The 25,702-nt window shown below is 70.5% G+C and carries 15 protein-coding genes; 5 read left to right on the plus strand and 10 right to left on the minus strand.

The window, feature by feature from the left end; translation table 11 throughout:
* Positions 1-31 precede the first annotated feature (31 nt).
* Both ACFWPS_RS18190 and ACFWPS_RS18195 read right to left on the minus strand, forming a co-directional pair.
* The gene (locus ACFWPS_RS18190) at positions 32-3,361 is read right to left on the minus strand and encodes a lectin (protein ID WP_383706175.1); all 3,330 of its coding nucleotides are present in this window, start codon (positions 3,359-3,361) and stop codon (positions 32-34) included.
* Between the two features lie 358 nt (positions 3,362-3,719).
* Positions 3,720-4,316, minus strand: a complete 597-nt coding sequence (locus ACFWPS_RS18195) for a TetR/AcrR family transcriptional regulator (RefSeq protein ID WP_383706177.1) — start codon at positions 4,314-4,316, stop codon at positions 3,720-3,722.
* 181 nt (positions 4,317-4,497) lie between these two features.
* Between ACFWPS_RS18195 and ACFWPS_RS18200 the strand changes: the two genes are divergently transcribed.
* On the plus strand, positions 4,498-5,709 hold the full coding sequence (locus tag ACFWPS_RS18200) for a cytochrome P450 (protein ID WP_383706179.1): 1,212 nt from the start codon (positions 4,498-4,500) through the stop codon (positions 5,707-5,709).
* Between the two features lie 33 nt (positions 5,710-5,742).
* Here ACFWPS_RS18200 and ACFWPS_RS18205 read toward each other — a convergent pair whose 3' ends face one another.
* The 3 genes from ACFWPS_RS18205 to ACFWPS_RS18215 form a co-directional block, all read right to left on the minus strand.
* Positions 5,743-8,703 (minus strand): hypothetical protein, encoded by a 2,961-nt coding sequence (locus ACFWPS_RS18205; protein WP_383706182.1) that lies wholly within the window; start codon positions 8,701-8,703, stop codon positions 5,743-5,745.
* 2 nt (positions 8,704-8,705) lie between these two features.
* A complete protein-coding gene (locus ACFWPS_RS18210; protein WP_383706184.1) occupies positions 8,706-10,553 on the minus strand; it encodes an HSP90 family protein in 1,848 nt (615 codons plus the stop codon).
* An 85-nt stretch (positions 10,554-10,638) separates the two neighbouring features.
* Positions 10,639-11,622, minus strand: a complete 984-nt coding sequence (locus tag ACFWPS_RS18215) for a hypothetical protein (protein WP_383706187.1) — start codon at positions 11,620-11,622, stop codon at positions 10,639-10,641.
* A 184-nt stretch (positions 11,623-11,806) separates the two neighbouring features.
* Here ACFWPS_RS18215 and ACFWPS_RS18220 point away from each other — a divergent pair, with 184 nt between their 5' ends.
* On the plus strand, positions 11,807-12,238 hold the full coding sequence (locus ACFWPS_RS18220; RefSeq protein WP_383706189.1) for a VOC family protein: 432 nt from the start codon (positions 11,807-11,809) through the stop codon (positions 12,236-12,238).
* 87 nt (positions 12,239-12,325) lie between these two features.
* Positions 12,326-12,676, plus strand: a complete 351-nt coding sequence (locus ACFWPS_RS18225; protein WP_383706342.1) for a peroxiredoxin — start codon at positions 12,326-12,328, stop codon at positions 12,674-12,676.
* 261 nt (positions 12,677-12,937) lie between these two features.
* Here the strand turns inward: ACFWPS_RS18225 and ACFWPS_RS18230 are convergent, their stop codons facing one another.
* Positions 12,938-13,474 (minus strand): GNAT family N-acetyltransferase, encoded by a 537-nt coding sequence (locus ACFWPS_RS18230; protein WP_383706191.1) that lies wholly within the window; start codon positions 13,472-13,474, stop codon positions 12,938-12,940.
* 164 nt (positions 13,475-13,638) lie between these two features.
* On the opposite strand from ACFWPS_RS18230, the gene ACFWPS_RS18235 reads away from it, so the two are divergent.
* Entirely contained in the window at positions 13,639-15,366 is a 1,728-nt protein-coding gene (locus tag ACFWPS_RS18235; protein ID WP_383706193.1) for a xylosidase, read from the plus strand.
* Here the strand turns inward: ACFWPS_RS18235 and ACFWPS_RS18240 are convergent.
* From ACFWPS_RS18240 to ACFWPS_RS18255, 4 genes are all read right to left on the minus strand, one after another.
* On the minus strand, positions 15,363-15,518 hold the full coding sequence (locus tag ACFWPS_RS18240) for a hypothetical protein (protein WP_383706195.1): 156 nt from the start codon (positions 15,516-15,518) through the stop codon (positions 15,363-15,365). The genes ACFWPS_RS18235 and ACFWPS_RS18240 overlap by 4 nt on opposite strands.
* Positions 15,518-17,488 carry a discoidin domain-containing protein gene (locus ACFWPS_RS18245; protein ID WP_383706197.1) on the minus strand — a complete coding sequence of 657 codons (1,971 nt, stop codon included), beginning with the start codon at positions 17,486-17,488 and terminating at the stop codon, positions 15,518-15,520. Before ACFWPS_RS18245 ends, ACFWPS_RS18240 begins: the two co-directional genes overlap by 1 nt.
* Positions 17,489-17,567: 79 nt before the next feature.
* Complete coding sequence (locus ACFWPS_RS18250; protein WP_383706199.1) at positions 17,568-21,128, minus strand: choice-of-anchor D domain-containing protein; 3,561 nt, start codon at positions 21,126-21,128, stop codon at positions 17,568-17,570.
* Positions 21,129-21,789: 661 nt separating this feature from the next.
* A complete protein-coding gene (locus tag ACFWPS_RS18255) occupies positions 21,790-24,198 on the minus strand; it encodes a carbohydrate-binding protein (protein ID WP_383706201.1) in 2,409 nt (802 codons plus the stop codon).
* A gap of 531 nt (positions 24,199-24,729) precedes the next feature.
* Between ACFWPS_RS18255 and ACFWPS_RS18260 the strand changes: the two genes are divergently transcribed.
* Positions 24,730-25,563, plus strand: coding sequence for a PIG-L family deacetylase (locus tag ACFWPS_RS18260; RefSeq protein WP_383706203.1), 834 nt, complete (start codon positions 24,730-24,732; stop codon positions 25,561-25,563).
* Positions 25,564-25,702: the final 139 nt, after the last annotated feature.

Below are 25,702 nucleotides of genomic sequence, written 5' to 3' on the forward strand. Positions count from 1 at the left end.
CCTCATACGTGCTGCGGTGCCGCCGTACCGCCTACTGGCCGAAGCCGTAGGCGAACAGGTGGTCGGTGCCCGAGGAACCGGTCACCGGCAGCGTCACCGACGCCACCTGCTTGGACGGGTCCAGCGGGACCTTCGTGGCGAAGACATACGTCTTCACGCCGTCCCGGCCCCCGCTCCCGGTGTTCCGGTAGGCGGTGGTGACAGCTGTCGTGTCACCGGGCAGCGGCTTGCTCGGGCCGCCGTTGAGCGTCCAGTCCGAGAAGCCGACCGTCGCCTGGGAGGTGGTGCCGTCGGTGTAGGTGACGGTCAGTGTTCCCGAGACCCCGCTGCCGTCGGTCGGCGCGTTGACCGCCGCGCCCAGCAGGCCCAGCGACGACCCCGACGTGCCGGCGGGCATCGGGAGGGTCTGGCCGGCCATCTCCAGGTTGTCGAGCTGACCGGAGGTCACCGTCGGCCAGGTGTAGGAGATGCCGTCGACCGTGAGGGCGGAGCCGCTGGTGACACCGGCCGCCGACAGCGCGTTCTGCGAGTAGGCCCAGCCGCCGCCGTCGAAGCCGCCCGAGTAGGTGGCGCCGTCGGGGTAGATGCCCTCGTTGGTGGCGTACGGCCACAGCGCGCCGGGCTTGGCGACGGCCACGCGGAGGGCCGCCCCGGACAGTGCCGTACCGCTGCTGTGGTCGGTCAGGGCGAAGGTGACCGGGTACGTCCCCTCGGTCGCGCCCGCCGTCACGTGGACCTTCGCCTCGGCGCTGCCCGAGGCGGGCACCGTCAGCGAGCCGGACGCCGTGTCGATCGTGACGCCGGAGGGCGCCGTGGCCTTCCAGTCGACCGTGACGGCGTCGCTGCCGAGGTTGGTCACGTCGAGGGTGCCGTCACCGCCGGTGCCCGGCTGGAGGACCAGGCCGTTGGCGGGACCGGTCGCCGCCAGCACCCGGCCGCCGCCCGTGGTGTCCGACGGCGGCACCGCCGACGGGCCGGACGCCCAGGACGTGTTCGGCTGGGTGCCGAGCGTGTAGTCGAGCGTGCCCGCACCCTTGAACTGCCCGAACGTCAGCCAGGAGGCGTTCCACGCCTTGCCCTTGACGTTCAGTGACTGCACGTACGGCGCGTCGGGCGCGGCCTGCGGCGCGTTGATCTTCACCGTCCTGCCGTTCCCGAGGGTCACCTGGGCCACCGGGAACGCCGGGCTGCCGAGCACCAGGGTGTCGGTGCCCGGGGTCTCCGGGTACATGCCGAGCTCGGACCAGACGTACCAGGAGCTCATGGCGCCCAGGTCGTCGTTGCCGAAGGAGCCGACCGGGGCGTTGAAGTACAGGTTCTGCTGGGCGTCGCGGACGGCCGCCTGGGTCTTCCACGGCTGGCCGGTGTAGTCGTACTCCCAGGGGATCTCCACGCTGGGCTCGTTGCTCAGGTCGGCGTCGGTGCTGCCGGGGCTGGTGATGTCGTCGAGGAGGCTGTCCAGGTAGGACGAGTACGCCTTGGCGCCGCCGCGGGCCTGGATGAGCTCCTTCAGGTTGAACGGGACCATGGGGGTGTACTGGGCGGAGGTGCCCTCCACGAAGCCGTTGGAGGTGCCGGGGGTGAAACCGGTCGCGAACTGGCCGTCCTTGTTCCTGGCCTGGAGGTAGCCGGTCTGCGGGTTGAAGACGTTCATCCAGTCCTGGGCGCGGGTGGCGAACTTCTCGTAGACGGCCGTCTTGCCCAGCGACTTCGCGAAGGCGGCGAGGGCGTAGTCGGCGGAGTCGTACTCCAGCTGGGTGGAGACCGGGCCGTAGAAGTTGCAGCAGTTGTAGTCGTTCTCGTCCAGCGGGAGATAGCCCTTGGCGTCCCGCACCGGCTCGCCGGGGCGGTCGTTGTTCGGGACGGTGGCCTCGTGCTGGAGGGCTGCCAGGGCCTTGGCCGTGTCGAAGTCCGTGGCGCCGAAGGCGTACGCGTCGGTGATGATGCCGGCGGCCGGGTCACCGACCATCACGTAGCTCTCGCCGTTGTTCGAGGCCCACTTGGGCAGCAGGCCCGTCTGGTCGTAGCCGTTGAGCATCGAGGTGACGACATCGCTGGCGACCTTGGGCTCGGCCAGTGCCATCAGCTGGGTCTGGGAGCGGTAGGTGTCCCAGCCCGAGTAGTTGGCGTACTGGGCCTGCTGGCCCTTGGCCAGCTTGTGGATCTGGTTGTCCATGCCCATGTACTGGCCGTTGTCGTCCGAGAAGACGTTCGGGTGCAGCAGGGCGTGGTAGAGCGCGGTGTAGAACTGCGTCTGCTGGTCGGCGGTTCCGCCGCCCACCTGGATCTTCTTCAGCACCGTGTTCCAGGCGTCGTGGTTGGCCTTCTCGACGGCGCCGACGTTCCAGTTCTTGATCTCGGTGCTGAGGTTGTCCGCCGCGTTGGCGTCACTCGTGTACGAGATGCCGACCTTCGCCGACACCGTGGTGTTCGTCGACGTGTCGAAGGTCAGGTACATGCCGTTGGCGCCGGTCGTGGGCGGCTGGGCGGCCTTCGCGGCCTTGGACAACTGGGAGGCGGCACTGGCGCTCGGGGTCAGGGCGGCCGTGCCGGAGGCCTTGGCGGCGCTCCCGTGGATCGTCGGGGCCGGCTTCGCGGGGACGGTGAAGTGCTTCTCCTTCAGCGGCGCCGACTCGGACGCCTGCGGGGTCTGGCTGACCTTGCCCGCCTTCAGCGACTTGGCGTCGGGGGTGATGGTGCTGCCGACCCAGGTGCCGCTCGCGGCGAACGGCCGGTCGAACTTGATGTCGAAGTGCAGCGTGTACCGGTTGCTCGCGCCACAGAAGTGGCCGCTGTCGATCGCGCCGCTGATCTCCTTGCTGTTCACCACCTGGACGCGGGTCCCGTCCACCTGGGTGGCGCCCCCGCTGAGCTTGAACAGCAGGTTCGCCTGCTGTCCGGCGGGGAAGGCGAAGGTGCCGAGACCGGCGCGGGTGGTGTCGGTCAGCTCGGTCTTCACCCCGTTGGCGTCGGTGACCTTGTAGGACCCGATGCCGGCCTTCTCGTCGGCGTGGCTGAAACCGACCGATGTGCTGCCGAGGTCGCCCGACAGGGCGCCGGTCACCGGCAGGACGGGCAGGTCGCCCGCGACCGGGCAGCCCGGTCCCGAGACGTGGGTGAGGCTGAAGCCGGAGAGCTTGTTGTCGGCGTACTCGTAGCCGCCGCCGTCGGGGCGGTTCGGCGTCGTGTCGGGGCCCCACTGCACCATGCCGGCCGGCATGTCGGGGCCGGGGAAGGTGTCCACCGCACCGGAGGTGCCGATGAGGGGGTTGACGAGGGACGCGGGGTCGGTCACGAGGGCCGGACTCGCGGTGCTCGCGGCATGGGCGCTGCCGACCGTCGAGAGCGGCAGGGCTGCCATGCCCAGGACGCAGACCACGGCTAGGCGCCCGCGGAATCCTGCTCTGGTGGGGGGTGGTGCGGCTGAACGTCGGGGTCTCACCATCGGTTGCCTCCGCAGCAGTTCGTGCTTCGCACATCAGGTGTCGGCGCGTCGGGAAGCGCCGGAAAGCCAGGCGACAGGCAACGGATCGGGTCGCACTCCCACGGCCTGACAACGTTGCCATACACGAGTGTTGAGTGAAACGCCTGTGCTTGCGGCATGTCAACGAGGCCAACAGGACTTTCTGCGCGCGAAGTTCAAAGAGTGGGCCACGCCGGGCTCAACGCCTGGTTTCCTTGCGGGAGTCACGCCCACTCGGCAACGGCCCCGCGCGGCCCTACAGCCCCCGGGTGACGTGGCTCAGCGCGTCGGCGAGCTGTTCGCCATGCCGGCGCAGCGCCTCGGGGGTGATGCCCTTCTCGGCCACGGCCCGGGCGAGGTCGTCGGTCGCCACCTTGAGCACGGCGCTCATGGCGGCGGCCCGCATACGCACGTCGAGCAGGTCGGCGGACCCGGCCGCGCGTCCGGCGAGCACCTCGGCGAACGTCTCCTCCGCACGTTCCCGGAGCACCAGGTAGACGGCGCGCAGCGCGGGTTCGCCGTGGGTCATCCGGATCACGGTGAGGACCGCCTCGGCGTCCCCGTCGGACGACGCGTCGGGGGCGGGCCGGTAGGCGGCGCGCAGATGGTCCGTCAGGTCGGCCTCGGGCGGCCAGGCGCGCAGGACCTCCTGGAAGGCCGCGACCGACTGGGTGAGCAGCGGCTCCACGCAGCTTTCCTTGCTCGGGAACCAGCGCCACAGCGTGCGCTCCGAGACGCCGGCCGCCCGCGCGATCTGCTCGCCGGAGGTGGCGGCCACGCCCTGTTCGGCGAACAGCCGGACCGCGTGACGGGAGATGTCCAGGCGCCGGCGTCGCCGCTGCCGCTCGCTCACCGGCGGCCGTCCCCGGCGGGGCACTATCGGGCCACTGTCCACCGTCACGTCCTCCATCGGGCGATCCAATCACGCCGGGACCGCGGGACGACTGGCCGGAATCATTATTGGCAGTCACTGACAATAAAGTGTTACGGTCGAAGTGCCGGAAGATCGCGTTCCGAGGTCCAGGAGGAGGACCATGAACGGTGCCGCCGAGCGTTCCCGACTACCCTTCGCACGGCCGAACGTGCTCGATCTCGCGCCTCTGTACGAGGTGCTGCGCCGGGAGGCGCCGATCACGCCGGTCACCACGCCGGCCGGGGATCCGGCCTGGCTGGTCACCCGTTTCGACGAGGTGCGCGAGCTCCTCGGCGACAAGCGGCTCGGCCGCTCCCATCCCGAGCCGGAGCGGGCGTCCCGTATCACGACCGCCGCGGTGCAGGAGGGCCCTTCGGGCGACTACGCCACCGAGGAGGCCGACCACACCCGGATGCGCCGGCTGCTGACCCCGGCCTTCTCCGCCCGGCGCATGGTGATGCTCTCCGATCACGTACGACACCTGGTCGACGGCTGTATCGACCGGTTGGATGCCGAGCGGGCCGCCGCCGCCGACGGGGTGGTCGACCTGCATGCCGGGCTGGCCTTCCCGGTGCCGGTCGCCGTCATCTGCCGGCTGCTCGGCGCGCCCGAGAGCGACCGCGAGTACTTCGCCTCGCTGTCGGGGCGCATGGCCGACTACGCCATCGGTGACGAAGCCGAACGGGCGCGGGACGAGTTCAACGACTACATGATCACTCTCGCCGAGGCCAAGCGCGCCCGGCCGGGCGAGGACGTCATCTCCGACCTCGTACGCGCGCAGAGCGCCGACGCGGACTTCGACTACGCCGAGATGATCAGGCTCTGCGTGGGGCTGCTGTTCGCCGGGCACGAGACCACCGTCAACCGCATCGGCCTGGGCACGCTCTTCCTGCTGACCCGCCCCGAACAGTGGCGGGCGCTGACCGCCGATCCCGCCGGCCGGGTCAACGCCACCGTCGAGGAGATCATGCGCCTGGGCGCGCCCGGTGACCTCGGTCTGCTGCGCTACGCCCACACCGACGTCGACGTCGCCGGGGTCACCGTCCGGCGCGGCGACGCCGTGATCCTCTCCGTCAACTCCGCCAACCGCGACGCGGCCGTGTACACCGACGCCGAGACGTTCGACCCCGACCGTCCGGAACGCAACCATCTCGGATTCGGCCACGGCTCGCACTTCTGCATCGGGGCGAGCCTGGCCCGCACGGAGCTGCGCATCGTCTTCACCGCCCTGGCCGAGCGCCTGCCCGGTCTGCGGCTCGCCAAGGACGTCGACGCACTGGAGGTCCGCACCACCCTCACCGGCGGGGTCAGCGAGCTGCCCGTGACCTGGTGAGGGCGGTGCGGCGCCGTGCCCGCGCCCGCCGCGTCACTCCTCGTCGCGCAGGCTGGCGGCCAGGGAGACCAGCGGCTCGGCCTCCTCGGCGTGGCCCAGGACGCCGAGGCGGGAGACCGCCCCGTCGAGGCGGGTGAGGGCGGGGGCGGGGCGTTCCAGGTAGAGGCCCTCCACGACGGCCGCGAGCCGGACGCACTCGGCCCACTCGCCGACCTGGTCCCTGTCGTGGGACTCGGGTTCGGGTTCGCCGAGCAGGGTGAGCGCCTTGTCCAGGGCGGTCAGGGCGGTCTCGTACTCACTGGCGTAGGCGTTGACCCGCCCGTGTTCGTAGGCCAGGGCGCTGTCCAGGTCGCGGCCGCGGGCCTCGTACCCCGCGGTGCGGGCCTCGTCGGCGATCCGGCCCGCGTCGGCGAGCAGGGCGAGGGCGTCGGCCAGTCCCTCGGCCCCCTGCTGCTGGGCCTGGAGGCGGGCGAGTTCGCGCAGGCAGCTGCTGAGCTGCTCGTAGCGCGGCTCCCGGGCGTGCGCGGCGAGGGCCTGGTCCGCGGCCTCGCGGGCCCGGCCGAACTCACCGGACTCGGCCAGGAGTACGGCGGTCTCCGCGGCGATCATGGCATGGCTCCCGGGGTCGTCGTCCCAGCCGGCCGACTCGGCCGCGAGGGCGGCGTACTCCGCCGTGGCGGCCTTGAGGTCCTCCCCCGCGTGCAGTGCGCGGGCGCGGGCCAGGCGCAGCTGGGCGACGAGCCGGTCGTCCAGTTCCCCGGCGGCGACGTCCGGTTCGGCCAGGAGGGAGTCGAGGAGCGCGATGCAGTCCTCGATCCGGCCCAGGTCGAGGCTGAGCTGGGCCGCGTTGCTGTAGGTGCAGAACGCGTCGAACCGGGTGCCGTGGCGCAGTTCCAGCTCCGCGGAGCGCGTCAGGTGGCGCAGTGCCTCCTCGGGGCGGCCCAGGTGCATGCAGGCCCTGGCCAGATCGCCGTGCAGGCCTGCTGTGTCGACCGTGTCGGCGGGCCATTCGGCGGCCAGGCGAACCGCCTCGGCCAGGTCCGCGTGCGCTGCCTGTGCGTCCTTGAGTCCGAGCCGGATCCTGGCGCGGAGGCCGAGGGTGCGGGGCAGGTGCCAGGCCGGGCCGTGCGCCTTCAGCCGGTCGAGGAGAGCGTCGGTCTCCGTGACCGCGGCGGGCAGATCGCCGACGAGGGCGTACGAACTGGCCCGCAACAGGTGGGCGGTGGAGACCTGTCCGGCGATGTCGTGCCGGGTGGCGAAGGCGAGCAGCAGGTCCGCCTCGGCGAAGACCGGCGCGAAGTCCTCCTCGCTCCTCGTCGCCTCCAGCCGCAGGCCGAGCGCGGACGTCCGCAGCCGCAGCAGACGGGCCTCCTGGAACGGGGCCAGGCCGGACGTCTCCTCGTGCAGACGGACGAGGGCCGCGTGGGCGGCGGTCAGCGTGGCAGCCTTCGCCTCGGCCCCGTCGGCGCCGTCGGCCCTCTCGGCGTCCTGCGGGGCGGCCTGGGCGGTGGCAAGCAGGGCGCCGGCGCGGGCGAGCGCCGCGTGCCCCGGTGCTCCGGCCTCGTCGTACCGGCTCGCGGCCTCCTCGTACAGGGCGGCTGATGCGGCGAACTCGTCCTTGTGGCCCGCCCGGCTCGCCTCGTCGTCCAGCAGGTCCGCGCGCAGCCGTGCCGGCGGTCCCACGGCCGGGTCGTCGGGGTGGGCGTAGTCGGCGGCGGCGACGAGCGTGCGTAGTTGTGCCCAGCAGGCCGTTGCGTCCGGATGCGCCTGCTCTTCCAACTCCCGTGCCCTGGTGATGAGTTCAGGAAGCGACTCGGGGACGGCGGCGGGCGCCGGGATGGGCGCGGTGGCGGCGGCCGGGGTCACGTCGTCGAGGCCGCGGCTGCGCAGGGTCAGTTCGAGGGCGTCCAGCAGGGGGGCGCGGTCGAGACGGGCCCGGCGCCGGTCGGTGTGGGCCGTGGTGCCGTTGCGGGCGTCGAAGCGGGCGGCGAGGTCGTCGGCGCGGCCGCGGACCTCGGCGCGCAGCCCGGCCACCGTCCAGGTGCGGCCCGGGTAGCCGGCGGCTGGCAGGCCGCCGTGGCCGAGGGCTTCGGTCCGCTGGAGGAGGACCTCCACGCCGGTGAGGAAGCCGAGCTGGTCCAGCGGCGATTCGACGTCGTCGAACAGGTTCCGGTTCTCGGCGAGGAGTTCCAGGCCGCGTGCCTCGTTGCCGGTGAGCGCGCAGAACTCCAGGTGTCTGCCGACCTCGCCGGACATCGAGGGGTTGCGGCGGCAGGCGCGGTAGCCGGTGAGGTGCAGTTCGCGGGCCCGGTCGGCGCCGCCGGTGCGCAGCAGGGGAAGCAGTGCGTAGGAGACGGAGCGGGCGGGCTCCTCCTGGCAGGACTCCTTCCCGGCCAGGACGGGCTCCCAGGTGCGCAGCGCCCGCTCGTCGTCGCCCGCCGTGAGGTGGTGCAGGGCGCGCCCGCAGATCTCGCAGGCCTCGCAGTCGCTGAGCTGGGTGCGGGGCCGTCCCGCCCACAGTTCGTAGGCCAGGTCGGTGTCCTCGCCGACATGGTCGGCGAGCTGGTACGCCTGTCCGTAGTAGGGCTGGAGCCCGAGAGCGGCCTTCTCGTACCGGTCGCGCATCTCGGTCAGCCACTGGCGCAGGCTGGCCAGGGGGATCTCGGGCAGGGCGACCAGGGCGTGGGCGACCCACTTGAACCGCCAGAACAGCGTGTGCCGCAGCCGCTCGTCGAAGACGTCGGGCTGCTCGTCGAAGAGGGTGAGCAGGCGGGCGAAGACGACGGGCGACTTCCTCGGTTCGGAACCGTAGTTGTACGCCTTCTGGAGTGCGAGGAGGGCGTGGGCGAGCGGGCGGGGTTCCGCGAACTGGTCGGCGGTGTCGACCAGTTCCTCGGCGGTGACGGTGCGGGTACGGCCGTAGGGGCGCCGGTCGTTCTCCTGGAGCGCCTGGTACAGCTCGTCGGTGTTCTGGGGATGGGGTGCGGTCGGCATCGTCAGCTGTCCTTGCGGAGGGCGTGGGCGAGGAGGTCGAGGAAGGAGCGGTTGATGAGGCTCGACTCGGCGGGCCTGAGCGGGCGCCGGGACAGCATCGCGGCCTGCCCGTAGAGGGCTTCGGCGCTGGTGCGGGCCAGTTCGGGCTCGTCGATGGTGACCGCGGTGCGCACCAGCGGGTTGAGCTGGTTGAGGATCAGCTGGGCCCGCGGGGCCTCCTGCCGCAGGTGGCCGAGGATGTCGCCCCAGATGCCGCCCTGCTGCTCGCGGGCCAGCTGGGAGCGGGTGCGCTCGTGCCGGGCCTCGCGGCTGTCCAGGAGGAGGGCGGGGGCGGAGGCGGGCTGGAAGGTGCGCAGCGCGACGTCGCAGTCGAAGACGGCGAGGGCGTCACGGGCCAGGGCGAGGTAGGCCGCGGCGGCGAGCTCCGTCTCCCGGTCGACGGGGTCGAGGTGGGCGGTGAGGGTGCCCGGGTCGAGGTCGGCGACGCTGACCTCCGGCCTGATCTCCGGCAGCCGGTGGACCAGTTCACGGTCGTAGGTGTAGCCGCCGTTGACGACGCCGAGCCCGGCGGCCGCGGCGATGGCCGCCACCTGCCGGAACTCCTCCACGCTGGAGGTCACGAGGACGGTGCGGTGGGTACGCGCGAACTCGTCGAGCGTGGCGTGTCCGTCGGTGGTCTCGAACGGCAGCCACGGCAGCAGCATCCGCAGGATCTCGTCGTCGTGCACGGCCAGGGACTTCACGGCCAGGTGGTGGGTCTGGAGGAAGCGGCCGAGCAGGTCGGGGTCGCTGGCGGCGGTCCGGGCGATCCACGCGCGCAGCCGTTCGGCGAGGGCGTCACGGACGGCGGCGAGGGTGTCGTCCTCGTACAGGGACTCGCGGGACGCGGTCGGACGCAGGCTCTCGGCGTCGAGGACGCAGCGGACGAAGAACGCCCACTCGGGCAGGATCTCCTCGGCCTGTTCGGACAGCAGCATGCCCTTGACGTGCACGCGGTGGCCGTGGCGGCGCCCGGCGGGCACCGCGTCGGGCAGCACACACGCGATGCCCTTCAGGCCCACCGCCGGCAGATCGAGGTCGATGGTGTCCAGCGGGGTGAACCCGAAGACGTCCTCGCCGTACGCGGCCAGCGCGCGGGAGCGTGCGCCCGGCGTGGGGTAGGTGCGCGCCCAGGGGGCGGGCTCGGGATTGACGGCCGCGCCCGCAGCGCCGGTGCCGTCGTCGAAGGTCACCGGGTGGCGCAGCAGGGAGCCGAAGTGCCGGGCGAGCGCCTGCACTTGGACCGGCCTGGTCCATTCGCCCGCGTCGGCGCGGGGCGTGAGGGTGACGGTGGTGCCGGGGCGCGGGCGGGCGGCGGCGGGCAGGGTGCGGACGGTGTAGCTGCCGTCGCCGCGCCCCCGCCACTCCACGGCGGGGGCGTCGGGGGTCCGGGCGGAGCGGCTGACGACGTGGATCTCGTCGGCGACCAGGAAGCAGGAGAGCAGGCCGATTCCGAACTGGCCGATGAAGTCGGCACGTTGCTCGGCGACCTGCTCTGCGCGCTTGCTGCTGCGGCCGATGGTGGCGAGGAAGGTGTGCACGTCGGCCTCGGTGAGACCGACGCCGTCGTCCTCCACCCGGACCACCGAACCGTCGGCGTACAGGCGGATGCCGAACGCGTCGGCGGGGGCGCCCGGTTCGAGGCCGTGCCGGGCGGTCAGCGCGTCCACCGCGTTCTGCAGGAGTTCGCGGAGGTAGACGCGGGGGCTGGAGTAGAGGTGGTGGGAGAGGAGGTCGACGAGGCCGCGCAGGTCCACCTGGAAGGTGCGGTCGGCGCCGGCCGGGCTCGCGGGGGTGTGGGGCAGAGTCATCAAGGAGTCCGGGGTGGGGTGTCGGAAGGGTGGCGAGTGCGGCGGCCGGGCGGTGCGGGAGACACCGGTGACGGCGGCCGTCGGCTCAGGCGCGGCGCCGGAAGCGGGCGTACGTCTTCTCCGGCTGTGCCATGTAGGTCCAGGGCCACCGGGTGAAGGCGCCGTCCAGCTCGTGGTAGACGCGCGGGGCCACGACGCTCTCGGCGGCCAGCGACAGCGCCATGGCGAAGATGTTGAAGTCCTCCTGCCAGCCCGGGCGCCGCTCGTAGCCGGGGTGGAGGATGCTGCGCTTGGCCGCGTCCTTCAACTCGCCCTGGATCTCGGGGGTGTCGAGGCAGTTCTTGTCGTCCGACTCCACCCAGTCCTCGATGTGGGCCATGGCGACCACGCAGCCGAGGCGATGGCCGTCGGGAGCCGTGGCGAACGCCTTGCGCGCGAACTCCAGGGCCTCGCCCGGCTCACCGTGCCAGCGCGGCTGGAGGTGCGACACCCACTCGATGTGGGTCTCCAGGTCGAGCGGGTCGCGACGCAGGGCGGCGTCCAGCCGGGCCTCGTTGACGGCCGCGCCCAGCGACGTGCCGCGGCCCGAGGTGAGCAGGCGGCGCCACGGCGTGATCCACTCCGGCCGCAGCTCGGCGGCTTCGAGCAGGTGCTCCTCGGCGATGCGGAGCCGCTCGTAGAAGACGCGCCACTGATCCCGCGAGACGTCCGTGGCACGCGCGGAGGTGCGCGCCTCCCAGCCCCAGCTGATGTGGCGCGCCCCGGATATCAGCAGGGCCGTCGCCCGGTGCTCCTCGTCCTCCTCGACGGCCCGGCCGATCCAGTCCTGCAGCCCGTCCACGTCCGACAGTTCGCCCAGCACCTTGTGGTCGCGGCCGAGGTCGAAGTGGGCCGACGCCATCCTGACCGCGTCCCAGTCACCCGACTCAGCCGCCACCACCAGCGCCATGACCCGGGTGTCCCCGAGGGTCTGCAGCCTGTACACCCCGTTCTGCCTGCGCGGCACGGGAAGGGCATGCGGATCCGCCGCCGGTCTCTCCCCGCCTCTGCCGAACAGCTTGCCGAACATGCCGCGCCCTCCCCAGGTTCCGCGTGATCATTCCGGTGCAGCATAAGCGGCAGCACCGACATCGCTTCCACAGAGTTTTCACGGGCGGCTCACGGGGGCGGTCCGCTCTCGCGCCCCTCCCCCGCCCGTCGCCGATCGGATATTCGGGCGGAGTTGCGAGTCACCCCCCTGCTAGGGTGCGCCGATGCCTTCGATCAAGCAGTTCCAAGTCACCTTCGACTGCGCGGAACCCGAGCGCGTCGCTCGCTTCTGGTGCGAGGTGCTGGGGTACGTCGTACCGCCGCCACCGAAGGGGTTCGCCACTTGGGACGACTACCAGCGCTCCCTGTCCGCGGAGGAACAGGGTTCGTGGTTCGCCTGCATCGATCCCTCGGGCGTGGGCCCGCGGCTCTTCTTTCAGCGCGTTCCCGAAGGGAAGGTCGTCAAGAACCGGGTGCACCTCGACGTACGGGTCGGCACCGGACTCGTGGGTGAAGAGCGTCTGGCCGCGCTCGAGGCCGAGTGCGCACGGCTGCTCCCGCTCGGCGCGGTACGCGAGCGGCTGCTGTACGACGGCGGCGACGACTCGTGCATCGTGATGCAGGACATCGAGGGCAACGAGTTCTGCCTCGACTGAGGATCTCGGACGGCGGGTCGGACGTGTCCCGACGGCTACCCGCTGACCGGCCGCCCGGGCACCGATCTGCCCGAGGGGTGGAACGCGATCCCCGGGGCACGCGGCTGCACCCCGGAGGCGTGCGGTTTCCGCGATCACCATCAGGAGCTGCTGGCCGCCGGAGCCGCCGGTGTGTTCGGCCTCTCCAGCCAGGACACCGCCTACCAGCAGGAGGTCGTCGAACGGCTCCGCCTGCCGTTCCGGATGCTCTCCGACCCCACCCACGGCCTGGCCCGCACCCTCGGTCTGCCGACGTTCGCCACCGCCGGGCAGACGCTCTACAAGCGGCTGACGCTGATCGTCCGGGACGGCGTGGTCGAGCACGTCTTCTACCCGGTCTTCCCTCCTGACGAGCACGCGGGCCAGGTGCTGAGCTGGCTGCGCGCCAACTCCCGGTAAAACGAACGGCCTTGGACGGGTGACTCCTCCCGGCGGCCCGGTCGCCGACGGCTGCTCCGCCGCGCCGGCTGCCCGACCACCAGCCCCGGCCCGCCGCCGAACGCCCTGATCTGCGAGGTGAGTTCACCTCGGGGCTGCGTTGCTTCGCCAACAACCGGCTCCTGACAGCCGCTCAGTCTCGATCACGCGTCCGAGCGCAGAGCTCGTCACGGCCCGATCGAGGCGCTCGCCGCGGTGGGCGGACTTCCCCGAAGGGGCCCGTCACATGGGGAGCGAGAGCAGCCGTACTGTCCCCGAGGGCCAGCGGGCGTCGTCGCGCAGGGGGGTCACCATCGTTCGCAGCGGCATGGTCACCAGGCGCTCCTCGGGTTGTTCGACGAGTACGTCCCCGTCGAGCGGACACCATCCGAGGCGCTGGTAGAGCGGCACGAGGGGCGGTCGGCAGAACAGCAGCGCGTGCCGAGGACCCATCGTGCGGGCGTGCTCCAGTGCGGCCGCGACGACGAGCCGCGCCAGCCCCCGGCCCTGCACACGGGGTGCGACGGCCACCCCGCCGACGCCCACCACCTCTGTCTCGGCGTCGCCGATCGCGACCGGCAGTCGCAGCAGGCCGGTGTGGGCCACGAGCCGTTCGTCGAGTCTGATGCCGAAGTGCTCTTCTTTCGGCAGCCAGGTCAGACCGGCCGAGGCAACACCGAAGGGATCGTCGCCGGTACCGAGGATCTCCTCCTGGTCCGCCTTCGTGTACCGGGGCAGCCGCACCACGGTCGGTGCCGCGGAGGATCGGTTCGCAGACATTCCCACATGATGATCTCGCCGCCGAGCACAGGCCAAGCCGTTCCCCAGCCGTTTCGCAGCCGATCCGCGCCGTCCAGCACAGCGGCCGCACCTCACTGATTCCCGACGAGAAAATCTTGCCCGGTTTCTGTTACGGCAGCGCCGGCGGCGGACCCTCCCCTCATATGGACACCTTCTCTCCCACCCCGGAGCCCTCCGTGCCCCTCTCGCACCGCGCTCCGACCTGGACGCGCCGCAAGCTGCTCGGCGCCACGGCGGGCGGCACCGCGCTGGCGGCACTCGGCACGTTCGGCGTCCGCCGCTTCGCCTCGGCGGCCGATGCGAGCGCCGGCGCCGTCGGTGACGTCGTGGGCAAGGTCACCGTCGGCTACCAGGGCTGGTTCGCCTGCAAGGGCGACGGCGCGCCGATCAACGCCTGGTGGCACTGGGCCCCCAACAGCGCCTCCACCCCCTCCCCCTCCAACAACGGCATCAAGGCCTGGCCGGACATCCGCGACTACACCAAGACGTACCCGACCGCCTTCGCGAACTTCGGCAACGGCCGCGCCCCCGGCCTGTTCTCCTCCTACGACCAGCAGACGGTGAACACCCACTTCCTGTGGATGCAGCAGTACGGCATCGACACCGCCGCCCTGCAACGCTTCAACCCCACCGGCGGTGAGGGCCCGACGCGGGACGACATGGCGACCAAGGTGCGCAGCGCCGCCGAGTCGTACGGGCGGAAGTTCTACATCATGTACGACGTCAGCGGCTGGACGAACATGCAGTCCGAGATCAAGACGGACTGGACGAACAAGATGTCCGCACACACCGCGAGTTCAGCGTACGCGACGCAGAACGGCAAGCCGGTCGTCTGCATCTGGGGTTTCGGCTTCAACGACGACAAGCACGCGTTCAGCGCGGACGTCTGCCTCGACGTCATCAACTGGTTCAAGAACCAGGGCTGTTACGTCATCGGCGGGGTACCGACCTGGTGGCGGACCGGCACCAGCGACTCCCGTTCCGGCTTCTCGGACGCCTACCACGCGCTCAACATGATCTCGCCGTGGCTGGTCGGCCGGATCGGCACCTCCTCCGACGCGGACAACTTCTACACCAACGCGACCGTCCCCGACGTCGCGGACTGCGCCTCCCACGGCATCGACTACCAGCCCTGCATCCTGCCCGGCGACGTCTCCGAACGGCAGCGCGCGCACGGCGACTTCATGTGGCGGCAGTTCTACAACATGGTGCGGGCCGGAGTGCAGGGCATCTACATCTCGATGTACGACGAGTACAACGAGGGCAACCAGATCGCCAAGACCGCCGAGTCCCAGGCATGGGTGCCCACCGACGCAGGGATGCTCGCCCTCGACGAGGACGGTACCGCCTGCTCCGCCGACTACTACCTGCGCCTCACCGGCGACGGCGGCCGCATGCTCAAGGGCGACCTCGCCCTCACCGCCACCCGTCCCACCACGCCCTACGTCAACGGCACCTCGGCCGGCACCCCCGCCACCGCCACCGTCACCCTCAAAGCGCGGGCCAACGGCAAGTACGTGACGGCCGAGAACGCGGGCGCCGCCGCCCTGATCGCCAACCGGGACTCGGCCGGCACCTGGGAGAAGTTCGACCAGATCGACCTGGGCAACGGCAACATCGCACTGCGCTCGCGCGCCAACGGCCGGATCGTCTGCGCGGACGACGCGGGCGCCTCCGCACTGATCGCCAACCGTACGGCCATCGGCAGCTACGAGACCTTCCAGCTGGTGAAGAACTCCAACGGCACCGTCAGCCTGCTGGCCGCAGCCAACGGCAAGTACGTGACCGCCGAGAACGCCGGCGCCGACCCTCTCATCGCCAACCGCACCGCGATCGGAACCTGGGAGCAGTTCGACCTCACGACGGTCTAGGCGTTGTCGACGGTCACGTAGTCGGATCCGGCCGACAGGCAGAGGTCACGGCCGAGGTCCGCCGCGAGCATCCAGCCGCGGTCGGCCTCCCGCAACCTGCCGGGGAGGTGGCGCACAGCCCCGCCGCCCGGTCCCCGCCGGCGGTCGGTCATCAGGCGCCGAAGACCTGGAACTCCGAGACCTGCCCGGCCGGCCAGCCGTTGTTGGCCGTGAAGGTGAGTCGTACGTAGCGGGTGGTGACGGTGGAGGGCAGCGTAAGGGTCGCGGTGTTGCCGGTAGCCGGGTTGAAGGTGTAGCCCGCCGCGGCGAGCAGTTGCGTGAAGGTGCCGCCGTCCGTGCTGCCCTGGACGGAGATGGTCTGGGTGCGGGTGGCCCAGGCGGTCGCCGGGGGAAGGTCGAGGACGATCCGTCGGACGCCGGTGGCGGCCCCCAGATCGACCTGGACCCACTGCGGGAAGGCGTTGTTGGCGGACTCCCAGTAGGTGTTGGTGTCTCCGTCGGTCGCGTTGGACGAGGCGTAGATCTGGGTGTGGCTGCTCTCCGAGGTGGGCCGGTGCAGGGCGAGGTTGGTGGTGCTGGAAGGGGGGTCGGTGGTGACGGTGACCTGGTTGGAGGGCTGTGACACGTTTCCCGCCGCGTCGTAGGCGACGACGTCGAAGGTGTACGCGGTGGACGCACCGAGTCCGGTGACGGTGAACGAGGCGGCGCCGGTGGTGCCCACCTGGGTGCTGGTCGAGCCGGACACCTGCAGGACTCGGTAGCCGGTCACGCCGACGTTGTCGGTCGACGTGTTCCAGGCCAGCGAGACGGAGTTGCCGGTGTGCCCGGTGACGGTCAGGGCACCCGGCGCGGCGGGCGGTGTGGTGTCGCCGGTGGGCACGACCGGCTGGGTGGGGCGGGTGGCGGTCAGGGCGAGCTGCCCCTTGAGCATGCGGCCGCCGTCGCCGGTGAGGCGGAGGTAGTAGTCGGCGGAGCAGGCGGTGCCGTCCTCGTCGAGGGCGAGGAATCCGGAGTTGGTGGGCACCCATGCCTGGGTCTCGGCGGTCTTGGCGATCTGGTTGCCCTCGTTGTACTCGTCGAACATCGAGATGTAGATGCCCTGCACCCCGGCCCGCACCATGTTGTAGAACTGCCGCCACATGAAGTCGCCGTGCGCGCGCTGCCGGCCGGAGACGTCGCCGGGCAGGACGCAGGGCTGGAAGTCGATACCGTTGGCGTTGCAGTCGGCCTGGTCGGGGACCGTGTACGTGGTGTACGCGTTGTCGGCCTCGGTCACGTTGCCGATGGCGCCGACCATCCACGGCGAGATCATGTTGAAGGCGTGATAGACGCCCAGGAAGCCGGGCTGCGATCCCCCGGTCCCCGTCCGCCATTCGCGCGGGACGCCGCCGATGACGTAACACCCCTGACCCTTGAACCAGTTGACGACGTCGAGACAGGCGTCGGGGGTGAAGGGGTGGTTGGGGTCGTTGAAGCCGAAACCCCAGATGCAGACGACCGGCTTGCCGTTCTGCCTCGCGTACGCCGAACTCGCCGTGTGCGCGGACATCTTGTTCGTCCAGTCCGTCTTGATCTCGGACTGCATGTTCGTCCAGTTGGAGACGTCGTACATGATGTAGAACTTCCGCCCGTACGACTCGGCGGCGCTGCGCACCTTGGTCGCCATGGCGTCGCGGGTGGGGCCCTCGCCGCCGGTGGGGTTGAAGCGTTGCAGGGCGGCGGTGTCGATGCCGTTCTGCTGCATCCACAGGAAGTGGGTGTTCACCGTCTGCTGGTCGTAGGAGGAGAACAGCGTGGCGGGTCGGCCGTTGCCGAGGGCCGCGTACGACGTCTGGTACGTGTTGGTGTAGTCACGCACGTCGGGCCAGCACTTGATGTTGGTGTTGGTCGGGGACGGCGACTGGCCCCAGTCCTGGCTCCAGTGCCACCAGCCGTTGATGGGCGCGCCGTCGCCGATGCAGGCGAACCAGCCCTGGTAGCCGACGCTGATCTTGCCGACGACGTCACCGGGCGAGCTGGCCGCCGACGCGGTCGGGGCGAGTGCGGTCTCGGTGGCGCCCGCGGTTCCCACCGCGGTGGCCGCGATCGCGGCCCGTAAGAAGACTCTGCGTGTGACACCCATCGGGACTCCTCTGGTCGAGTGGCCTTCCGTGGTCGGTGCCGCCGGGCGCACTCGCACCCGGCGGCACCGACAGATCGGGTCAGGTGTTCCAGACCTGGAACTCGGAGATCTGACCGGCCGGCCAGCCGTTGTTCGCCGTGATGTTCACCCGGAAGTACCGCTGGGTGGTCGCGGTGAACGTGATGGTGACCGTGTTGTTGGTGGTGGGGTCGAAGGTGTACGCGGCCGACGACTTGATGCTGGTGAAGCTTGAGCCGTCGGCGCTGCCCGACAGGGACAGCGTCTGGTTACGGGCGCCCCAGGTCGCGGGGAGCTGGAGGACGACGCGGCTCGCGCTCTGCGCGGAACCGAGGTCGACCTGGACCCACTGCGGGAAGGCGTTGTTGGCGCTCTCCCAGTAGGTGCCCTGGTTGCCGTCCGTCACGTTCGACGACGGGTAGACGTCGGTGTGGCTGGACTCGGTGGTGGCCGCGCCCGCTGCCAGGTTCCTGCTCACCGTGCCCGCTCCGGTGCCGGTCAGCGCGACCGTGGTCGTGCCGTTCGACGCGTTGCTGGCGATGCTCAGGTCGCCGGTGCGGGTGCCGGAGGCGGTGGGCGTGAACGTGACGGCCACCGTGCAGGAGGCACCCGCCGCGATCGACGTCCCGCAGGTGTTGGTCTGCGAGAAGTCGCCCGTGACGGTGATGCCGGAGACGGTCGCCGCGGCGGTACCGGTGTTGGTCACCGTGACCGTCTGCGCGCTGCTGGCGGTGTTGAGCGCCTGGGTGGCATACGTCAGCGACGTCGGGCTGGCCGACAGGGTCGCCGGCGAGGAGCCGCCGGTGCTGGGGAACACCTCGAAGTCCGACAGCTGGGCGGCGTTCCACCCCGTGTTGGCGGTGATGTCGACCCGCACGTATCTCGCCGTGGCGGCGCTGAACGTGATGGTCACCGTGTTGCCGTTGGCGTTCGGGTCGAAGGTGTACCCGGCCGATGCCTTGATCGTGGAGAAGCTGGAGCCGTCCGTGGACCCCTGCACCGACAGCGTCTGCGTGCGCGCCGACCACGCCGTCGCCGGCGGGAGCTTGAGCACGACCTTGCCGACGCTGTAGTTCTGGCCGAGGTCGACCTGGGCCCACTGCGGGAACGAGCCGTTCGTGCCCTCCCAGTACGTCGAGGCGTCCGTGTCGGTCAGGTTCGAGGCGACGTACGGGCTGTTGCTCGAACTCGCCGATGCCGGCCGCCCGGCAGCGATGTTGGTGGTGCTGTCGATGCCGCTACCGGTCAGGGCGACGACGGTCGGGCTGTTGTTGGCGTTGCTGGTGACGGTCAGGTTGCCGGTGCGCGAGCCGCCCGTGGTGGGCTTGAATCCGACGGTCACCGTGCAGGACGCGCCGACCGCGAGGGTGGAGCAGTTGTTGGTCTGGCTGAAGTCGCCGGTCGCCGCGACGCCCGAGACGGTCGCCGATGTGGTGCCCGAGTTCGTCACCTTCACCGTCTGCGTGTCGGCCGAGGAGCCGACCACCGTGGCGGCGAAGGCCAGGCTCGCCGGGTCGGTGTTCAGGACCGGGCCCGGCGCGGTGCCGGTACCGGAGAGGGTGACCGTGTTGGTGACCCCGCCCGCGTTGACGGTCAGGGCGCCGCTACGGCTGCCGGTCGCGGTCGGCGCGAACTTCACACTGACGGTGCAGGAGCCGTTCGCCGCGATCGACGAGCCGCAGGTGTTGGTCTGGGAGTAGTCGCCGCTGGTGGAGACCGACGAGACGGACGCGGCGGTGCTGGTCGGGTTGGAGACCGTCACGGTCTGCGCGTCGCTCGTCGAACCGGTGGCAACCGAGCCGAAGTTGAGCGCGCCGGGGGTGGCCGTCACGCCTTCGGACGGGTAGGGCGGGTAGACCGGGGCCGGCCACCCCCCGCAGTACGGCGTGCCACTGATGCCGGAGTTGCCGCCGCCGTCGGTGACGACGAAATTGCCGCCCGAGCAGCTGTACACCGGGGAGGAGTAACCGACGCCGGTGGCCGTGACGTTGGTGAACTTGGCGGCGCCGCCGGTCTGTTCCTGAAGGGCGAAGGTTCCGGTGCCGGCGATGGTCACGTTGTTGAGGTTGACGCCGCTGATGGTGCCCTCGACCCACTGGACGGCCTCGTACGGGCTCTGCTGGATCAGCGCGTTGGTCACGTTGATCGGGCCGGTGATCGCGCCCTGACTGCCGTCGAACCACAACGCACCCACGCCGAACTGCCAGTTCGGGTCGAGGCTGCCGTCCCGGACCATGGTGTTGTCGGAGATGGTGGTGGTGCCGACCGGCGTCGAGGAGAAACGCTGCCCCACGTGGATGCCGCCACCCTGGGTGATGCCGCTGTCCACCACCCGGTTGCCGCTGACGGTGTTGTCGTGGCCGCCGTAGATCGCGATGCCGTTGGCGAGGATCTGCAGCGACACGGTGTTGTTGGAGATCGTGTCGTTGGCGTCGGCGCCGATACCGGAGTCCGCCCAGGTGGCGATGCCGTCGTCGCCGGTGTTGCGGATCTCGCTGTTGGTGACCTTCGAGTTGGTGACGGCGCCGTGGAAGTTGATGCCGTCCGCGGTGGTGTCACGGATGCGCATGCCGGTGAACGTCAGCCCGTCCATCGGCCCGTCCATCCAGGCGCCGACCTTCATGTGGTCGATCCACACGCTGGAGACGGTCGAGTTGCTCATCGCGCCGCCGATGCCGTTGACCTGGGCGCTGTCGTTGCGCTCCTGCACATCGCCGAAGATCGCGAAGTTCTGCAGGTGCACGCCGGTGCTGGCCGAGGGTGCGGAGTTGCCGTAGAAGCCGGGGGCCGTGCCGGTGACGGTCGAGTACCACATGCCGGCGCCGGCGATCGTGACGTTGTTGACGCTGATGTGGCCGGGGATGTTGTAGGTGCCCGGCGGGATCCATACGGTGCCGCCGGGTCCTGCCGCGCTGATCGCGGCGTTGAACGCGCTGGTCGCGTCCGCCGCACCGGTCGAGTCGGCGCCCTTGCTGGTCACCGACACCGACCCGGAGGGTGCGGTCAGGGCGGCGCCGACCTGTTCGAAGTCGGCGAAGTCGATGGTGTAGGAGGAGGCGGTGTCCCCTGAGTCGACCTGCAGCTTGAAGGTCGTGCCCGCCGGATAGGTGGTGGAGAACAGGCGGTGGGCCTCGTCGAAGAAGTGGTGTGGGTTGCTGCCCGGGGTGTTGGTGAAGGGGTAGCTGCCGTAGTACCAGCTGTAGGCGTTGGTCAGGGTGAAGTCGGGCTGCTTGACGCCGTTGACGTACAGGGACAGCGCGGCGGTGTAGACCGAGCCGCCCGAGGTGTCGGGGATGCTGTACCGGAAGTTGATCGAGTTGGTCGCCACCGGCGTGGTGAACGTGACGTACTGGCCGGTGCCCTGGAGCGTCGTCGCCTTTCGGTACGACGCCTCGTCGGCCAACTGGCCCTGGGTGTAGCTCGGGCCGATGTTGGTGCCGTTGGTGGCGGAGTTCTCCGCCTGCACCTCGACGTACGGCAGGCTCGCGCCGCTGCCGCCGGTGGCGGTCGACGCCGCCCAGGCGGGCTGGACGGCCAGGGCGACGATGCCGACGGCGGCCACCATCGCGGTGCTGACCGCCCAGACCAGGGCTCGTCTCAGATCTCGGATGGAATGGAACACTTACCACTCCTTTCATCAGGACATGCCGGAAATGCCCTGCTGACACCGCCAGAGAGGGAGGGACGTGGCGCAAGGGGAGACGGAAGGCAGGGGGAAGGCAGGGGGTGCTGATGACGCGAGGGGGACCGTAATGTCCTCGACAGGGTCGCGCAAGAACTAGACAGAACATTGCAACAATAAAAATTCAACCTGCAAGATCTAATGCACTGCCTCGGGGCTGCATCCAGCACCGGGCCGCACACAGGACGGTGCCGCCGGACGGGGAGTCCGGCGGCACCGTGGAGAGCGTGGGGTCAGGTGGTCCAGATCTGGAATTAGGACACCTGGCCCGCGGGCCAGCCGCTGTTGGCGGTGACGGTGACGCGGTATTGACGCCCTCGCCTGCGTCAACGCAGGCGATTCCGGTCAGCGCCGCTACGCGGCGCCCCCTCGGGTTCCTGCTTCACGGGCCCCTGCCACCCGGAGGTGGTCTTACAAGGCCTCCACAGGCCTGACTTCCCGCCCGCCCGGTGGTAGGTCCGTCAACTACGTTGTCGGACAGAGCGACATTAGCAGTGGCGCTGCGCCCCTACGGGTCACCGGGACGAGGATGCCCTACACCTCCACCCTGCAGGGTGGAGCCCTGGGCAGGTGTTCGGTAGCGCTGGGTACCGGCGGGAAGTTACTGCTTACCGGCGGCGAGGTCGGTCCCGGATGTGTCGGTGCCCGCGGTGAAGCCGAGGTGGTTGATGTTCCAGCCGCCGGTGTCCTGGGCGAGGGTCAGGGTCTGCCGGCCCGCCGGCAGGGTCACGTGGGTGGTCACGGTGGCCCAGGTTTGCCAGTCGCCCGTGGCGGGCAGGTCGACGGCTCCGGTCAGGCCGGTGCCGGCGGCGTCCGACAGGTGCAGGGCGCCGGTCACCGCGGACGGGGCCGCGACGCGCAGGCCGAGGGTGTAGGTGCCGGCCGTGGCAACGTCCACGGTGTAGCGGAACCACTGTCCGCCGCCGGTCCAGCCCAGGTTGTAACCGCCGCCGGTGTCCGAGGTGTTGTCCAGGTCCACCCCGTCGGCGCGGTAGGCGTTGGCGTTGCCGTTGACGGAGGTGACGTTGTAGGCCACGCCCTGGCCGCCGGTGTCGTAGTCCTCCGCCTGCACCGTGCCGGGCACGGCGGCCGGGGTGCCGCCGTAGGGGCCCTCGGGAGCGGGCGGCGGCCAGTGGTTGTCACTCAGCGTGGCGGCGAACCCGGTGGAGTTGTTGACGAAGGCCGAGGCTCCGGAGGGGAGTCCGGTGACCGTGTTGCCGGTGATCGTCGCCGAACCGGTGGGCGCGGGGTAGAACGGCGGGGAGATCGCGATGCCGTTGCGGCCGGGGTCGCTGACCGTGTTGTCCTGGAGCAGGGTGTTGGTCGAGGTGGAGAAGCCGATCCCGTCGTAGAGGGAGTCGGTGACGGTGTTGCCGGTCACCGTGACCTTGTCGACGGTCCCGGTGTTCTGTCCGTCGCCGCCGTTGCCGACGTGCAGGGCGGGCTGGCCCTGGCCGTAGGCGTTGCCACCGGAGCGGACCACGGTGTTGCCCGTCACGGTTGCGGACAGCAGGTCACTGCCGTTGACACCGAAGCGCCCGGCCCCCAGACCGATGTACCGGGCCGTGTCGCCGATGTAGTTGTCCTTGACCAGATGACCGCTGCCGCCGTAGATCCCGACGCCCTTGCCGCCCCACGGCGCGATCGAGGTGTTGTCACTGACGGTGACATCGGTCATCGGGTTGTAGTACGTCTTGGAGCCGTCGCTGTCGGTGTTGTAGTTCACCGAGTTGATGGCGATCGCGTCGTCCCCGGTGCCGCGGACGAAGTTGTTCGTGACCGTCAGGTCGTTCCCGGTGTCCGCGCCCAGCGACACGTTGTTGACGTTGATCCCGTCCGCCCAGATCGAGGTCAGCCGGCTGTTCCGTACCGTCCCGCCGGTGCCGGAGGCCCAGAAGCCCGACATGGTGTGCTGGGTCCAGATGCCGTCGGCCAGCCAGTCGGTGCCGGTGGTGTCCATCGCACCGCCGTCCCCGCCGATGGTGCTGCGACTGACGGCGTTGGCGTCGATGTGGAAGTTCCGTACGGTGCAGGAGGTCAGGTCGAACAGGGCGGCCAGCGGTGTGCTGTTGGGGACCGGCACGTCACGGTAGACCGTGCTGTACCAAAGGCCCGCGCCCGCGATGGTGATCCCCTGCGCGTTCAGCCCCGCGGTGCCCTTCACGTAGAAGGTGCCCTGGGGGATCCACAGGATCTTGCCCTGCTCCTGTGCCTGGTCGATGCAGTTCTGGATGGCGGCCCGGCTGTCCACCGACTGGCCGTCGGCCGCGCCGTTGGTCGGGTTGTCGTCCGCCACCGCACCGCAGCTCGTGATCGAGATCGAGTTCGCCGGCTGTGTCTGCGGCACCGGCGGCCTCTCCACGTCGACGGAGTCCACGTCATAGAAGGACGCGCTGTTGCCGGAGTCCTTCCGCAGCGAGAACGTGGCGCCCGCCGGGATCGGGGACCCGGTGACGAAGGTGTGCGACTCGTCCCAGAAGACCCTCGGGTCGCCGTCGGCCGGGTTCTGGTTGTCGCTCGTGTTGTAGTTGCCGTTGCCCTCGTACACCCAGCTCTGCCGCGAGTTGAGGTCCAGCGACTGCCGGAACACCCCGTCGACGTACAGGTTCAGTGTCCCGGTGCCACCACCCCCGGACGCCGAATCCGGGATGCTGGCGCGGACGTTGAGGAAGGAGATCGGCTGCCCGGTGGTGTTCGTCCACTGCACCGACTGGCCCGTGCCGTCCAGGTGGACGTACGAATGGCCCGAAGCCTCCAAGGCCGCGCTCGAGTACTGCGTCGTCGGCGCCGAGGTCAGCGACCGGACGGCCGCACCTCCGCCCGGCGTTCCCGCCTCGGCCTCGTAGACCGAGAACGTCGTCGTCGCGCCCACCGCCGCGCTCGCCTGCGCCTGCGCCTGCTGTGTTACGGCGGCAGCGGGTAAGGCGGCCGGTAAGACGGACACGCACATCGCGCCGACCGCGGCGACGGCGGCCGCCGCCAGTCGCCGGGGTCTGGGGATCGTCAGCATGTGATGCTCCTTCGGGGAATGCGGGAATCCGGCGCCCCGACCGTACAGAGCACCCATTCACCCCGCTAGATTCCGACGAAGTAAAGAATGAATCACGCAAGTTCTTGCAAGTTCCTTACTCAATCTCCGCAAATCCTTGATGCCGCGATGGCCCACCGCCACTGATCGCGGGGTGGGCGTGTCGCGCCGGCGGCTCGGGCTGCCGGGACCGCCACACCTCGCTCGCCGCGTCGGGCACGTCCGCCTTCGCCTCGCACGCAGCGGTCGGCCGCTTCCGGTGCGGACAGCCGACGCCCTGCCGAAGCGCACCGGGCCGGACCGAGAATCGAGGGGAACGGGCGGAGCTCGCACCGGTCCTGGACGGCGGAGACCGGGCCTGCCGTGCCGTCAAAGGCCGAAGATCGTGCGTCCCGACGTGATCGAGGTGCCCTCGGGTTCGCCGTTCACCTGGTGATCTGCTATTCAGAGGCGCCCGCTCATGCGCCCGCCGGGGACTTTGAGCGACACCCATTCACACAGGAGGACTGTTTCATGAACGACCGGCCCTTGACGCTCATGGCGGTACACGCACACCCCGACGACGAGGCCACCGGAACGGGAGGCGTCCTCGCGCGGTACGCGGCGGAGGGTGTGCGCACGGTCCTCGTGACGTGTACCGACGGCGGTTGCGGTGACGGACCGGGGGGTGCCAAACCGGGCGATCCCGGGCATGATCCGGCGGCCGTCGCCCTGATGCGGCGCAGAGAACTCGAGGCGAGCTGCGACATCCTGAAGATCGGTCACCTGGAGATGCTGGACTACGCCGACTCCGGGATGATGGGCTGGCCGGCGAACGACGCCCCCGGCTCCTTCTGGCGGACGCCCGTGGCGGAGGGCGCTGCCCGGCTCGCGGAACTCCTGCGTCGCTACCGACCCGATGTGGTCGTCACCTACGACGAGAACGGCTTCTACGGCCACCCCGATCACATCCAGGCAAACCGCATCACGATGGCCGCGCTGGCGATGACCGCGCCGACACCGAAGGTGTACTGGACGACGGCGCCCCGCTCGATGATGCAGCGGCTCGGGGAGGCCATGCGTGAGTTCGTTCCCGACCGGCAGGAGCCGGATCCCGCCGAGGCCGCCGCGATCGCCGAGATCGGACTTCCCGACGAGGAGATCACCACCTGGGTGGACACCACCGCGTTCGGCGGCCAGAAGTTCGACGCGCTGGCCGCGCATGCCAGCCAGGGCGAGAACATCTTCTTCCTCGGGATGGGCCGGGAGAGGTTCACCGAGTTGATGGGCGTCGAGACCTTCGTACGCGTCCAGGACACCACCGGCGCGGCGGTGCCCGAGAACGACCTCTTCGCCGGACTGCGCTGATCCGCCGCCCACCGGGACCCGAGGCCCGGCCACCGGGGCCCGAGGCCCGGCCACCGGGGCCCGAGAAGGCTCGTGATCCGCACGGCGCGTCACCGGGGCCGCAGGAGGTCGGACGTCTCGGCTCCGGCCCCGACGAGGC

Origin of the sequence: Streptomyces sp. NPDC058457 (assembly GCF_042720695.1) — a bacterium.
Lineage (GTDB): Bacteria > Actinomycetota > Actinomycetes > Streptomycetales > Streptomycetaceae > Streptomyces.